The sequence below is a fragment of the Peribacillus sp. NPDC076916 genome (genome assembly GCF_050269675.1).
Taxonomy (GTDB): Bacteria; Bacillota; Bacilli; order Bacillales; family DSM-1321; genus Peribacillus; species Peribacillus aracenensis.
Map to the genome: position 1 here is coordinate 43,326 of NZ_JBNNIU010000008.1, position 14,874 is coordinate 58,199.

General features: G+C 43.4%; 11 protein-coding genes. 5 read left to right on the top strand and 6 right to left on the bottom strand.

Annotation, left to right across the window (positions count from 1 at the left end; genetic code table 11):
- Window positions 1-132: 132 nt before the first annotated feature.
- The gene (locus tag ACQKFG_RS20290; protein ID WP_427562172.1) at window positions 133-3,300 is read left to right on the top strand and encodes an Ig-like domain-containing protein; all 3,168 of its coding nucleotides are present in this window, start codon (window positions 133-135) and stop codon (window positions 3,298-3,300) included.
- A gap of 305 nt (window positions 3,301-3,605) precedes the next feature.
- Window positions 3,606-3,830 carry a hypothetical protein gene (locus ACQKFG_RS20295; RefSeq protein ID WP_427562175.1) on the top strand — a complete coding sequence of 75 codons (225 nt, stop codon included), beginning with the start codon at window positions 3,606-3,608 and terminating at the stop codon, window positions 3,828-3,830.
- 711 nt (window positions 3,831-4,541) lie between these two features.
- On the opposite strand, the gene ACQKFG_RS20300 is transcribed toward ACQKFG_RS20295, so the two are convergent.
- From ACQKFG_RS20300 to ACQKFG_RS20310, 3 genes are all read right to left on the bottom strand, one after another.
- Complete coding sequence (locus ACQKFG_RS20300; RefSeq protein WP_427562178.1) at window positions 4,542-5,141, bottom strand: hypothetical protein; 600 nt, start codon at window positions 5,139-5,141, stop codon at window positions 4,542-4,544.
- 121 nt (window positions 5,142-5,262) lie between these two features.
- Window positions 5,263-5,493 carry a spore coat protein gene (locus ACQKFG_RS20305; RefSeq protein ID WP_427562181.1) on the bottom strand — a complete coding sequence of 77 codons (231 nt, stop codon included), beginning with the start codon at window positions 5,491-5,493 and terminating at the stop codon, window positions 5,263-5,265.
- A 331-nt stretch (window positions 5,494-5,824) separates the two neighbouring features.
- On the bottom strand, window positions 5,825-6,727 hold the full coding sequence (locus tag ACQKFG_RS20310) for a LysR family transcriptional regulator (RefSeq protein ID WP_192206801.1): 903 nt from the start codon (window positions 6,725-6,727) through the stop codon (window positions 5,825-5,827).
- Between the two features lie 133 nt (window positions 6,728-6,860).
- On the opposite strand from ACQKFG_RS20310, the gene gltB reads away from it, so the two are divergent.
- The 3 genes from gltB to ACQKFG_RS20325 are packed head-to-tail and all read left to right on the top strand — an operon-like array spanning window position 6,861 to window position 13,227.
- Window positions 6,861-11,411 (top strand): glutamate synthase large subunit, encoded by a 4,551-nt coding sequence (gene gltB, locus ACQKFG_RS20315; RefSeq protein WP_427562186.1) that lies wholly within the window; start codon window positions 6,861-6,863, stop codon window positions 11,409-11,411.
- 16 nt (window positions 11,412-11,427) lie between these two features.
- Complete coding sequence (gltD, locus tag ACQKFG_RS20320) at window positions 11,428-12,909, top strand: glutamate synthase small subunit (RefSeq protein WP_353872629.1); 1,482 nt, start codon at window positions 11,428-11,430, stop codon at window positions 12,907-12,909.
- Between the two features lie 54 nt (window positions 12,910-12,963).
- Complete coding sequence (locus ACQKFG_RS20325; protein ID WP_427562190.1) at window positions 12,964-13,227, top strand: hypothetical protein; 264 nt, start codon at window positions 12,964-12,966, stop codon at window positions 13,225-13,227.
- 67 nt (window positions 13,228-13,294) lie between these two features.
- Here the strand turns inward: ACQKFG_RS20325 and ACQKFG_RS20330 are convergent, their stop codons facing one another.
- The 3 genes from ACQKFG_RS20330 to ACQKFG_RS20340 form a co-directional block, all read right to left on the bottom strand.
- Entirely contained in the window at window positions 13,295-13,636 is a 342-nt protein-coding gene (locus ACQKFG_RS20330; protein WP_427562193.1) for a hypothetical protein, read from the bottom strand.
- Window positions 13,637-13,807: 171 nt separating this feature from the next.
- Window positions 13,808-14,443, bottom strand: coding sequence for a FusB/FusC family EF-G-binding protein (locus ACQKFG_RS20335; protein WP_349729882.1), 636 nt, complete (start codon window positions 14,441-14,443; stop codon window positions 13,808-13,810).
- Between the two features lie 159 nt (window positions 14,444-14,602).
- Window positions 14,603-14,866, bottom strand: coding sequence for a CD3324 family protein (locus ACQKFG_RS20340; protein WP_101225543.1), 264 nt, complete (start codon window positions 14,864-14,866; stop codon window positions 14,603-14,605).
- Window positions 14,867-14,874 lie beyond the last annotated feature (8 nt).

A 14,874-nucleotide genomic window follows, 5' to 3' on the forward strand; every position in this document is an offset into this window, starting at 1 on the left:
ATTTTTCGGCTTGATGGACAAATAAATCAAGCATTTGACATAAAAAAGGAAAAAAATTGGTTGATAAAATTTTACAGTGTGATAGTTTGGTATAGTACTATTATTTTTTAACCAATTATTGGAGGGGAAACCGTGAAATTTAAGAATGTGAGTCGAATTACGGCGTGTGTACTAATTTTTTCACTGATTTTCAGCTTGATGATTCCGCTAAATTCTCAAGCTGCACCAGCAATACCCGTTGAAAATGTAAAAACGATCAAAAATGGGGACACTTTGGACGGAAAGTTTGAAAAACCGGATGTTCAATGGTATCAAATCAGTCCCACAACAGAAGAAATACAAAAGTTCTCCCATATTGAGTTCGAAGTCAATTCGGACAAAATCTTGAATATCTCCGTATATCAAGATAAAGAAAAAGCAGAAAAAGATGAGAGCAATTATATGGTCTCTTCTTATCCTGATGAAGAAGCCGTAGTCGATTTCCCATATGCTTGGGAAGGCACATATTATGTTAAAGTTGAATATTTCGGCGATACGGATGATGAGGGAAATCCGATCCCGGATGCGGAAAATGTAGCTGAATACTCCATCAATGCGCATTCAGTAACATTGCCGCCATCTGCCGGGGACGAAGGGGAGGATCTCGAATCATGCCCGGTTGAAGTGAGTGTAAACGATAAGAAAACGGGAGAATCCATGTTAAAAACACTCCGTGTGTTTAGAGATGAAGTTCTCACCAAGTCGTCTGAGGGTCGCTCCCTTTCCTCTTTATACTATAAGGCGTCCCCATTCCTGGCCATTCATCTGGCTGGTAATAAAACGGCCAGGGAAGCTGTCTATAAACACTTAGTCGAGATTAAGCCCCTCATTGAGGATCTTAATGAGAATGGAGCAAGCAGTACGGCAGTCATTGACAAGAAACAGCAAGAATCAATTAAAGCTTTATTCAATAAGTCGGCAGACGTAGCACCTGCTGGTTTGAAAAAAGAAATGAACAGCATAGCAAAGAAAATCAACCTTGATAATCTAGTAGGAGAGAGAATCGTCGATATCGCAAGCAAAGCGGGAATCGAACTTCCAGCTTCGAAGAATATAAAGAATAAATATATTGTCAAACTTAAACCAGGGAAGTCATTAAGCACTGTCCAATCCAAGATAAGCGGAGAAGGATATGGAAAATTATCGGCGGCACCTAAGCAACAAGAGGTTCTGTATGATGATATGTATGTTGTAGAGTTAGAGAACAAAGCTAAAATGAGCACAGCAGCTCTATCCATCGAAAAACTTCCAGAAGTGGAATATATCGAGCCGGTAAAAACGTACAAAGCATTTTCTGCCGACATTCAATCACCGTATCAATGGTCTTTAGCTAACGCCGGTGGGGAAGAAGGCATAAAAGGAGCGGACATCGATAACGAAAAACTGCAGAACCTTATTAAGAAACGTAATTTAAAAGATACATTGGTAGCTGTCATCGACACAGGAGTCGATGATTCACTTGCAGACCTACAGGGTGTCGTTAAAATGGAGTCAGGTAGGAACTTCATCGATAAGAAAGAAAAAGCGATCGATGACAATGGCCATGGTACACATGTATCCGGAATCATCGCTGCCAAAGCGGATAATGGATATTCCATGCAAGGAATCAATCCAGTAGCTAAAATCATGCCTGTGAAGGTCTTGGACTCTTCAGGATATGGAGACAATGAGAAAATTGCACTAGGTATTAAATATGCCGTGGATCATGGTGCAAAGGTCATAAACCTTAGCTTGGGCGGAGAATATAGCAGGACAATTGAATATGCCTTGAAACATGCCGCTGCCAAGAATGTAATGGTTGTCGTAGCAAGCGGAAATGATGGGATGGAGGGCCTTTCTTATCCTGCATCATCTAAATACGCCATATCCGTCGGTGCAACCAATGCCCTTGATTTAGTATCCGATTATTCCAACTATGGATCGAAATTGGACATGGTCGCTCCAGGTACAGGCATCCCGAGCCTTGTGCCTAATGGGAATGTTACCTACATGGATGGTACATCAATGGCAACTCCCCATGTTGCAGCAGCTACAGCTCTTTTATTATCCGGAAACCCTGGGTTGAAAGTGAATGAAGTAAGGGAAATCCTTCATGAGACATCGGAATATGTCGCTTTTGAAGAAGAAGATAATGTAGACCCTTATGAGGACTATCAACCAGAAGATGGAGAAATCATAATGCCGGAAGAAGAGCTGCCTGTCGGAAAAGATTTAGTATCTGGATATGGAAGACTGAATGCGTACAGTGCTCTTAGTGCCGTGGATTTACAAGCTAAAGTCAATCTTGTGATGGACACGCAAACAAAACTGACTGGTTCAGCTAAAAAAGGTTCAGTAATCGAAGTGAAAAGCGGAAACAAAACACTCGGTAAAGGAACGGCGGCAGCTAACGGAACGTTCACCGTTACGATTCCGGTCCAAAAAGCTGCGCAGCAGCTTACGGTGAATATCTCTGATTCTTCCAAACTGGCAGTATCTTCAATCAAAGTATTCGTGAATAAGGGTGCAACCCCTAACAAACCAACTGTTAAAGCTGTAAGTGACAAAGATACGTATGTAACGGGTCAATCACAAGCGGACATGAAAATCTCGATCAAAAATAGCGCAAAAAAAGTGATTGGTTCAGTAAACACGGACAGCAAAGGGAATTTCAAAGTGAAAATCAGCAAGCAAAAGGCTGGCACTAAACTTTCGGTCACAGCTACAGACTTAGCGAAACGTGAAAGCAAGGCGGCAACCGTGACTGTTCTCGATAAAACAGCCCCAGATGCACCGAAAGTGAATGAAGTAAGCGATAAAGCAACGAAAGTAACTGGTAAAGCGGAAATCGGTTCAAGCGTAACCGTTAAGTACAGCAATAAAAACATCGGCACGGCAAAAGCTGATAGTAAGGGGAACTTCTCCATCAAAATCAGCAAGAAAAAAGCAGGGTCCGCATTATACGTCTCAGCAAAAGACAAAGCGGGCAATACAGGAAAAGCGGCAAAAGTAACGGTTAAAGATAAAACCGCTCCAGGTGCACCGAAAGTGAATGAAGTAAACGACAAAGCAACAAAAGTAACTGGTAAAGCGGAAATCGGTTCAAGCGTAACCGTTAAGTACAGCAATAAAAACATCGGAACGGCCAAAGCTGATAGTAAAGGGAACTTCTCCATCAAAATCAGCAAGAAAAAAGCTGGGTCCGCATTATACGTCTCAGCAAAAGACAAAGCGGGCAATACAGGAAAAGCAACAAAAGTAACCGTTAAAAAATCTAAATAGCAGTGAAGGCCGTTTAACTTACAGGTTAAACGGCTTTTTTTGTGAGAAAATGAATGAAAACACCGCTCGATGATGAGCGGTGTTTTTGCCAAGCTTTGTTTAAGAGTATTCATCTGTGCATTGTCACTGCATGATGTAAGGATCTGGAGTTTTACGTTTTAATTCTGAAACTTCACGTACTCGCCGTTCTTATATCATTAATCAGTTCAATAGTTGAGGTGAATCATAAAATATCATGGTCGGTAAAGATATCGATCCAGGCTATTATGTGATTAAAGCTCTCGATTGAAGGGGAAATTGAATTCATGCCATCTAAATTTGAAAAAGCAGCGAAAATGGGTCAAAAAATCATCCTTAAAGATCCTGGTTATTATGTGGTCGGTACAGAAATACAAGCGGGGAATTATGTACTATCAAGGACATCCGATAACATCAGAGTGTTTGTCGATATAAAGGATGAAAAGGAAACCGAAAGTTTGCAAACCATTCAGTGGGAAATTGATGAAAATGGAAAAAAACAGTCGAGATAGAACTGAAAAATGGCGATAACGTGTATATTGAAAAAATAGATAATGATGGTTATATATCGAATGAGGGTGATCTGATATTAGAGAGAAATAATGAGGAAAGTGATTAATTTAAGGGGATAAAATACTTCCAAAAGTATAAGGAATCCAGCACAAAAGCGGATTCCTTATTTTAAATGTAAATACCTAGGGCGGGATTTCCGAGGGTCCACATAGCCGCCTGTTATTTGATGTCCGAGAGAGCTCGCGATGACTACTGCTGCAAAGAGGAGGATGATTTTCTTCAATTAAATATCTTCTTTCCGTTTTTTTATTTTTAAAGATTACACCCAAATGCTGATTCCTTCAACCCCCTTTTTATGGATGGTGGATTAATTGTGACGAACATTAGATGACCAAAGATAAAGTAGCTGGTATTCATTTAGAAGTGAAAAATTCAATAATATAGATAAGAATAATAAGTGGCTGTGAATTATGGGAGTCAGCCCTAGGCGGACTCTCTTTTGCTTGTGAATCCGCCAACTCCGCCACTTCGATCTTGAATTGCTCTTAAAGCATGAGTTTTTCTCTAGCTTGATGTGGAATATGGGAAAATTGGGATTACTGTAAGGCTAGGGAGATGACTGGGCGGGGAGGTCTCGATGCGGTAAATAGGGCGGAATGGAAAAAAATGAAGGGGCAAGTTCGATTTATCTTGCCCCATCATTTGTCAGCTCATTTAGTGAATTCACTTCTCAGAAGATAGACGACATCGTATTTCTTCAACTCGTCCATATGGCCATCACTATCACCATAAAAATCAGTGGAAAGTGAACGTATGCCTTCATTTCCCTTTGAATAACAAATACTCGCCAATACAAGCTTTTTTTCGCTGTTTATTTTGAGTTTATCAGCACTGTCCCATACGCTGGACTCCATTTCACCAATGGTTTCAGGATAAGTAGCTGTATCCGTACCAGCGTCGTTTTGAATGCTGATGTTGAACATCGATTGATTTTGATCAGCAACCGTTTTGGAGGTCGTAAAGATAATTGTCCCATTATCACTGACGGCAGTTGTCATGCGTCCCATTTCAGGTTCGACAAGTTTGCCAAATTCATATTTTTCGACCCAGACGGACATCTCCTTGTATGTATCATCAACATTGAAATCGATAAGAAAGGAATGTTCACTAGAATTCTCCAGGATGGCTTTTTCCCTTGCAGTCAACTCAGGAACTGAAAGGTCATTCCCGGATTTTGGCTCATCAGCTTTACAGGCGACTAACGAAAATGAGGTCAGGGATAGGATGATGGATAAAAAAATCTTTTTCATGATTTTCACCTCTTGTATACTATTTACCTAATTAAAACCAATTCTTGTATATTATAACATTATAGTGAAATTAGGACACGGCAAAAAGGCAAGCAATCGGTATGCTTGCCTTTTTGTTGATTTAGAATGGTTGGGAAAGAGCCTTATTGGCAACATCGACGTCATTTCGAAGCAATTGGTTCAAGTCGTATGCAGGATAGAGGTTTCTTTCATAAAGGTAGTGGAATATCTTGGTGCGGGTATCGATGGCTCCATTTAAATGTTTCCTAAATACTTTTCGAAGGGAAGGGGTGGCTGTTTCAGTAATGGCACCCGCATAATTTTTGATGAATGATTTCGCAAAGATCAGCAATTCCCTAACAGCAGCGCTGATGCGTCATCCCTTGTTACATCGTCATCCCGGCCCGTCTTAGGCGTCAATGGGTAAAATTGCAGCAGATCCATGATGTTTTGAGTAATGGAATCAATCGTTTGCCTATATATCTTTTTTTAAATGGGGTCTTTTATTTTCGGATAAGCTTTTTTTAATTTCATAAGAGCATTGGACGGCGACCAATTCATGAAGCTCAAGTGTTTCTTGTATATTCCTCCTGAACGAATAATCTTGTTACGTTATTTGTTTATGGAAAAGGCTGTCCCATCTTCCTTCACATTCACAGGTTAGGAAGGAGGATCGCCGTTTTTTATTGATATTGCTCGAGAACAGAGAAGAACTTTTTGGTAAATTGGTAAAAAAGTTTTTCTGATGGTGCCAACTCCCTGTTTTTGGAAGTTATGATGCCGACAGTCCGTTTGACTTCGGGTGAATCGATCGGGATTTTGACAGTCAGTCTTGGAATGACTTCATAAAAGGTACTGTCAGGGAGCAGACTGACTCCGATTCCGGCAGATACGAGCCCTTTTATGGAATCCATGTCTTCACCTTCCGAGGCGATGTTCGGTGTGAAACCGGCTGCTTTGCATGCTTCGAGAGCGATAGTGTGAAAGATGTATCCTTTTGGAAACAAGACGAAGGGATCATTTCGCAAGTCACTTAGACGCAGACTTTTCCTTTCGGCCAATGGGTGCGTTATCGGCAGTAAAGCGGAAATGTTTTCCGTGAACAGGATATGACCATCGATATCTGGATCGTTTGTCGGGATCGGTCCAAGGAAGGCTAATCCGATTTCGCGATTTTTGACAGCGTCCTTTAACGAGGAATAAGATCCCTGTCTTAAATGGAAGCCGATATTCGGCTGCTCATCTTTAAAAGCGGAAATGACGGTAGGAAGTAAATGGGTGGAAAGGCTGGTCGGGAACCCGATTTTAATGCTTCCGTGTTCAGGGTCCAAAAACTCATCAATTTGATATTTGGCATATTCTATCGCCTGTATCGCCGTTTTTGCATGAATCAAGAAAATTTTACCGATTGGAGTTAACTGGATATTACGGCCGATTTTCTCGAATAAAAGAACGCCAAGCTCATCTTCCAGTCTGGAGATTTGCCGGCTGATCGCTGATTGTGCAATATGCAGGTGCTCTGCGGCTTCAGAGACGTGTTCTCTCTCGGCGACTTCAACAAAATAACGTAATTGTCGTAGTTCCATTTATTCATCCTCCTGGCATTCATCTCAAAGTGAGATAGATTCTACTAGAATTATATATTGTTTATATCGATTTGAAAACCTAGAATAAATGTAAGTGACATAACGGTGTAAGAATACGATGGGGGCGATTAATATGACATACAATCAAATACCAAAAGCACAAGGGCTCTACCATCCTGAATTTGAACATGATGCATGTGGGATCGGTTTATACGCTCATTTAAAAGGGCTTGCTACACATGACATCGTCAAACAAGGACTGGATATGCTGTGCCAATTAGATCATCGCGGCGGACAAGGCAGCGATCCCCTTACAGGAGATGGCGCAGGATTAATGGTGCAGATTCCTGATGAATATTTCAGGCTGGCATGCCCGGAAATGAACTTGCCGGCAAAAGGACGCTATGGTGTAGGCATGCTCTTTTTCTCTAACAATGATGATGAACGGAATGAAATCGAAACTCGTTTGAATGCATTTATCGAACAAGAGGGCCAAACGCTATTAGGCTGGAGAACGGTTCCTGTTGATGCAACGAAAATCGGGGAGGTCGGCAAGGAGACATGTCCGACGATCCGCCAAGTATTCATCGGGGCAAGCGTTGGGCTGACAGATGATTTAGCTTTTGAGCGTAAATTGTTCATTATCAGAAAACAAGCTGAAAACTGGGCCCGTGAACGCGGCAAACGTTTTTATTTTGCCAGCCTTTCAAGTGCTACGATCGTATACAAAGGATTATTGACGCCAGAGCAGGTGGATGCTTTTTATCTTGACCTTCAACAGGAGTCTTTCGTTTCGGCTTTCGCTTTAGTGCATTCCCGCTTCAGCACGAATACTTTTCCTAGTTGGGAACGGGCACATCCAAATCGTTACCTGATCCATAATGGCGAAATCAATACGCTTAGGGGCAATGTGAATTGGATGAAAGCGCGTGAGCAGCAGTTCGTGTCGGAAGCATTCGGGGATGACTTGCAAAAGGTCCTGCCTATTCTTGATATAGACGGCAGTGATTCCTCGATTCTTGATAATGCACTTGAATTCTTCGTGCTTGCCGGGCGTAAGCCGGCACATGCGGCGATGATGCTCATTCCAGAACCATGGACGGAGAATCCGCATATGACGAAGGAAAAGAAGGCATTTTACGAATATCATAGCATGCTCATGGAGCCATGGGATGGTCCGACGGCCATTTCCTTTACGAATGGCAAGCAAATCGGTGCCATCCTTGATCGAAATGGTTTAAGGCCGGCAAGGTATTATGTGACAAAAGATGATTACATCATTTTCTCATCCGAAGTCGGCGTGATCGATGTGGAGCCGGAGAATGTATTATATAAAGATCGTTTAAGCCCAGGCAGAATGCTTTTAATCGATTTAGAGGAAGGCCGTATTGTTTCCAATGAAGAGATCAAGTCGGAAATGGCTCAGGAAAAACCATACCAGCAATGGCTGGACGAACAGCTTGTTCAATTGCGTGACGAAGAACCTGTGCTCGAAGGGGAGCCATTGAGTGATTTGTTATTCAGGCAAAAAGCGTTCGGATACACGTATGAAGATGTCCAAAAATATTTACTGCCGGTCATTAACGAAGGCAAAGATCCACTTGGCAGCATGGGGAATGACATTCCATTAGCGGTCTTATCAGATCGCCCGCAATCGCTATTCAACTATTTCAAGCAATCTTTTGCACAGGTAACCAACCCGCCAATCGATTCCCTTCGTGAACAGATCGTCACGTCAACGATGACATTTCTGGGTGCGGAAGGAGATTTGCTGAAACCGGATGAAACGAACAGCCGCCGCATTCAATTGGATTCACCTGTATTGACGCCAGGTCAAATGCAGCAGTTGAAAGAAAATGCCTATCCTGAATTCAGGAGCAAAGTCATTCACGCTCTATTTTCAGAAGATTTAGATATCGAACTCGATCGCATCTGCCGTGAAGCGGAACAAGCAATCGCTGATGGTGTCAGCCTTTTGATATTATCTGACAAGGATATGAGCAAAGAAAAAGCTGCGATTCCTTCCCTGCTGGCTGCGAGCGCCCTGCATCAAGAGCTGATCCGTCATGGGAACCGTACGAAAGTGAGCATTATCGTTGAATCGGGGGAAGCAAGGGAAGTCCATCATTATGCGTCCCTGATCGGGTATGGAGTGGATGCGATTTACCCATACCTTGCTTATGAAACATATAAGCAGGCGGTATTGGAAGGCAGTTTGTCCATCAGCTACGAAGAAACGGTAAGGAAATATGTACGCTCGTTGACAGAAGGCATCGTAAAAGTGATGTCGAAAATGGGGATTTCAACGATTCAAAGTTATCGCGGCGCACAAATTTTCGAAGCGGTTGGAATCGGTGCTGAAGTGATCGAACGCTATTTCAGCGGTACGGCATCGCAGCTTAGTGGGATCGATTTGGAAACGATCGCAGATGAGGCGTTGATTCGCCATAGGAAAGCTGCAGCCGATTCACTTGACCGAACTCTTGAAAGCGGAAGTGATTTTCAATGGAGAAAAACAGGGGAACATCATGCTTTCAATCCTAAAACGATCCATACTCTGCAATGGGCCTGCCGGAAAGGCGACTATAATTTATTTAAGCAATATTCAAACATGGCGAATGAAGAGAGACTCGGGTTTTTACGGAATTTATTCTCGTTCGATCAGAAACGCCAAAGCATTTCCATAGATGAAGTGGAAACCGTGGAATCCATCGTCAGCCGATTCAAAACGGGCGCGATGTCATTCGGTTCTTTGAGTCAGGAAGCACATGAAACTTTAGCGATTGCGATGAACCGTTTAGGCGGAAAAAGCAATAGCGGTGAAGGCGGGGAGCATCCTAGCCGTTACCAACTGGATGAAAACGGCGATGACCGCCGCAGCGGAATTAAACAAATTGCATCCGGTCGTTTTGGAGTGAAAAGCCATTACCTTGTTAATGCAGATGAACTTCAAATTAAAATGGCGCAAGGTGCAAAGCCGGGTGAAGGCGGCCAGCTGCCAGGGAACAAAGTATACCCTTGGGTCGCAGAGGTCCGTGGTTCCACACCAGGTGTCGGCCTGATTTCACCGCCTCCGCATCATGATATCTATTCGATTGAAGATCTGGCACAGCTGATTCACGATTTAAAAAATGCGAACCGTGATGCCAGGATCAGCGTCAAACTTGTATCAAAAGCAGGCGTAGGCACGATTGCAGCCGGTGTGGCCAAAGGAGCCGCAGATGTCATCGTTATCAGCGGGTATGATGGCGGTACAGGGGCATCACCAAAAACGAGTATCAAACATACAGGTCTTCCTTGGGAGCTGGGCCTTGCCGAAGCACACCAAACATTGATGCTGAATGGCCTGCGCAGCCGTGTAGTCCTTGAAACGGATGGAAAGTTAATGACGGGACGCGATGTGGTCATGGCAGCTATCCTTGGAGCGGAAGAATTCGGCTTTGCTACAGCACCGCTTGTGGTCCTTGGCTGTGTCATGATGCGTGCTTGCCATTTGGATACATGTCCAGTCGGGGTAGCTACTCAAAACCCTGAGCTTCGCAGCAAATTCACAGGAGATCCGGATCATGTCGTTAATTTCATGCGCTTCATCGCTGAGGAAGTGCGGGAAACGATGGCCGAGCTTGGATTTAGAACACTGGAAGAAATGGTCGGCCGCACTGATGTTTTACAAGTGAGCGAGCGGGCGCAAAACCATTGGAAAGCGAAGCATCTGGACTTGACGACACTTCTTTTCCAACCGGAGGGGATACGTACGTATCAACTTCCTCAAAATCATAAAATTGATGAATCCCTGGATATCCGTGAGATTTTACCGGTTGTGGAGCCTGCTTTGGATGACCAAACCCAGGTGGACGTCAGCTTCCCGATTACAAACGTGAACCGTGTGGTCGGAACGATTGTCGGCAGTGAAGTATCCAAACGCTATGGGGAAGAAGGGCTGCCTGAAGATACGATCACACTCCGTTTTACGGGATCGGCGGGCCAGAGCTTCGGAGCGTTCATTCCAAAAGGGATGTCGATGTATTTGACAGGTGATGTCAATGACTATGTTGGGAAAGGATTATCTGGCGGAAAGATCATTGTCACGGCACCTGCTGGCAATCAGATTGAGGCTGGGGACAATGTAATTGCCGGAAATATCGCCTTATATGGTGGAACAAGCGGCGAGGCCTACATGAATGGCCGTGCGGGAGAACGATTTGCAGTACGGAACAGTGGAGTCAACGTCGTCGTTGAAGGAATTGGCGATCATGGCTGTGAGTATATGACAGGCGGACGCGTGGTCATTCTGGGCAACGTCGGCAAAAACTTTGCGGCAGGCATGTCAGGCGGCATCGCTTATGTACTTGCTGATGATGCAGAAGAATTCAAGGCATTATGCAATGGTGAAATGATAGAATTCGAGACGCTTGATGATATGGATGATGCAAACGAAGTAAAAGAAATGCTTTACAGCCACGTTCATTATACTGAAAGTGCCAAAGCATCGTATGTACTGGAGAACTGGGCGGATTTTGCCAAGAAATTCGTAAAAGTCATTCCGAAAGATTACAAACGGATGATCAAAAGCATCAATGAGCAGAAGCGTGCAGGGCTAACGGATGAAAAAGCGATCATGAGTGCATTCCAAGCAAATGCCGTTCAAGATAAAAAAATCACTAAACAAGCTGTGATGCAGTAAGGAAGGGGAGAGAAAGATGGGAAAAGCAACAGGATTTATGGATTACCCGCGGGAAAAACCAAAAGACCGGAATCCTCTCACTCGTTTAAGTGACTGGAGAGAATATACAGCTCCTTTCTCTGATGAAAAGTTAAGTACACAGGGAGCGCGGTGTATGGACTGCGCCACCCCTTTCTGCCATATGGGCATGGAATTGAACCGGGTCACAACAGGCTGCCCGATTCATAATCTGATCCCGGAGTGGAATGATTTGGTGTACCGCGGCAGATGGAAAGAAGCATTGGACCGTTTATTGAAAACGAATAATTTCCCTGAATTCACCGGGCGCGTCTGCCCGGCCCCTTGTGAAGGGTCTTGTACGGTAGCGATAAGCGATCCTGCCGTTACCATCAAGAACATTGAAAGGACCATCATCGACAAAGGATTTGAAAATGGCTGGATCACGCCTCGCATCCCTGAAAGCAGAACAGGCAAGAAAATTGCCATCATCGGTTCAGGCCCGGCTGGATTGGCGAGTGCCGACCAGTTGAATCAGGCAGGTCATTCGGTCACGGTTTATGAGCGCTCAGACCGTGCAGGGGGGCTGTTGACATACGGCATCCCGAACATGAAACTTGAAAAAGATGTCGTTGCACGCCGAATTAAATTATTGACCCAGGAAGGCATCGATTTCATTACCAATACAGAAGTAGGCAAAGATATAACAGCCGAAGAACTGCAAAATCAATATGATGCGGTCATCCTGTGCACAGGCGCCCAAAAGCAGCGTGACCTGGTAATTGAAGGACGCGAGGCATCAGGCATTCACCTTGCAATGGATTACTTGACGACTTCGACTAAAAGTCTATTGGACTCCAATTTTGAAGACGGCAAGTTCATAGACACAAAGGGGAAGGACGTCATCGTCATCGGCGGCGGGGATACAGGAGCTGACTGTGTCGCAACAGCCCTTCGCCAGGAATGTAAGAGCGTCGTGCAATTCGGGAAGCACCCAATCCTTCCGACGGCCCGTACATCCGATAATATGTGGCCAGCCTACCCGAATGTATTTTCCCTTGATTATGCGTATGAAGAAGCGGAAGCGAAATTCGGTGCAGATCCGCGACAATATTCAATCCAAACAAAAAAAATCGTAGCCGATGAAAATGGCAACGTTAAAGAACTGCACACAATCTCAATGGAAAAAATCAAAAGCGAAGACGGAATGTACATCTTCAAGGAAGTTCCAGGAACTGAAAAAGTATGGCCTGCACAATTCGTTTTCATCGCAATCGGATTTGAAGGAACCGAAATGCCGCTATTAACTCAATTTGGCGTAGAAACAGTAAATCAAAAAATTGATGCCGTCTATGGCGAATACAAAACGAATGTCGAAGGGGTTTTCACTGCCGGAGATGCAAGGAGAGGGCAAAGCCTCATCGTTTGGGCAATCAATGAAGGCCGTGAAGTAGCGAGAGAAGTGGACCGCTACTTGATGGGTGCAACGGTTTTGCCTTAATTTTTTAAAAAGGAAGTGCCATAATGGTGCTTCTTTTTTTGTGTGGTGGGAAAAGTGGAACTCACGAGTAAATGGTTGGAATTCACGAGTAAAACGCCGAAACTCACGAGTAAATGGTTGGAATTCACGAGTAAAACGTCGAAACTCACGAGTAAATGGTTGGAATTCACGAGTAAAACGTCGAAACTCACGAGTAAATGGTTGGAATTCACGAGTAAAACGCAGAAACTCACGAGTAAATGGTTGGAATTCACGAGTAAAAGGCAGAAATTCACGAGTAAAACGCCAAAACTCACGAGTAAATGCACGAACACATGAGTAAAACGCAGAAACTCACGAGATGTGTCGGGAATTAATCTCGGATTATGCAAAAGAGTGCTTTGTCCTACTGAGTGTTAATGGGGGAAACGGTCAAGGTGAAAACCGATGAATGGCTGCCGTATAAATACAAGTGGGATTCATGATCAATGCAAAGGAGTTCACAGATGATGATATCATCGTCTTTTAGGACATAAGGATGTGTTTCCAATAATATGGTTTTCAGGTAGTTTGGCATCCTCTCACCTTTGTACGCACAAATTAATGGAAACGACAGCAGATTAACAGCTTCATCTACTGTTCTCTCAAAATCCTCTATGATATGCAGCGGCTCTTCCATGGTTGCCCATTCAACATGACCATGATTGGAAAGAGATTTTATTTTCCACATGGGGCTGTACCGTTTCATTAAAGTATTCTTCGATTTCAGGAGGATGATAACTGCCGCTTGAACAATAGAATTCGAAGTTGTTCTTGAATTCCATAAGCGGGACAAAATGAGAATATTTAAAACTGACCGCTTCGTGCTTAGCAAGAACTAAAAAGCAATCCTTCGCCATTGAAGGATTGCTTTTCCTTATTATTTCAGCCGCTCGATTAGGTCGGTCATTTTATCCAAAGTGGTTACGTTCTGGTTGCATTTCATACTGTCCAGACAAATATAATTCCCTTTTCTAATAAATGTCCCTTGGACGGTTCCTTTTGTTTCAGACATGAACATTCCTACTTCTTCAAAGCGGCTGCATATGGCACAGATCCCTTTTTTGTTGGCAGGTTTAATGGTTCCATGCAATCCGGTGAGTTTATTATGATGGGGTGCAATGATGAATTTCTTCCCGGAACCGACATCATCCCATCCCAAATATGAAATCTCTCTCAAATCAATGTTTTCCAACAAAGGGACTTTTAATTTCTTTGCTTTAGGAAATAATTTTTTTATCGTTTTTTCGGTTACTACTTTAAATGGGATCACAAATGGCTTTACCTGTAAGAGAAAGGCTTCGGCTTGTGCGGGATCTTTAATGGTATCTACTGGATCCAGCAGTTGTTTTTGCTCTTCGCTCAGGTCACTGAATAAGCTTAATACTCGTTCTTTCGCGACTGTTTTCAGGGTGTTGATCACATCCTTATCGTTGGCCGTCGCGTGTCCATTTATGAGAATCTGTGTTTGGGATTTTATGAAGTTATACTGCTCACTCCTGATAAAAGCTTCCATTTTCTTCACTCCTGTTTCTGTTGCTCGTTACTTTTCACATGATATCGTTTTTCTTTACTTTATAGAAATCGCATCTGCTTTAAAAGGGGGAAAACGACTAAGAAACATACTCGGCATACAAATAGCACTGATATCATTACCAGTGCTACCCATGCAATCCTATTTGGAATAGACGATTTTCTTGATGGTTTCCGCGGAGAGAAAATGTTCCTCTGCTAATTGATGGATGGTATGACCGTCTTTGAATGCATATTTTATAGAGGCATTTCGGTCATCGATCAATTCCCTTGATCCCGAACGGGTTCCCCATTTGTGGTGGGCCTTTTCAGGTTTAGGGATATATATGGTTTCACCTTGCACATACTTTTGAATTTCAACGATCAGCTTTTCAGGCAAAACGGCCGTCGCTTTTACATATTTCATTTCTGCCA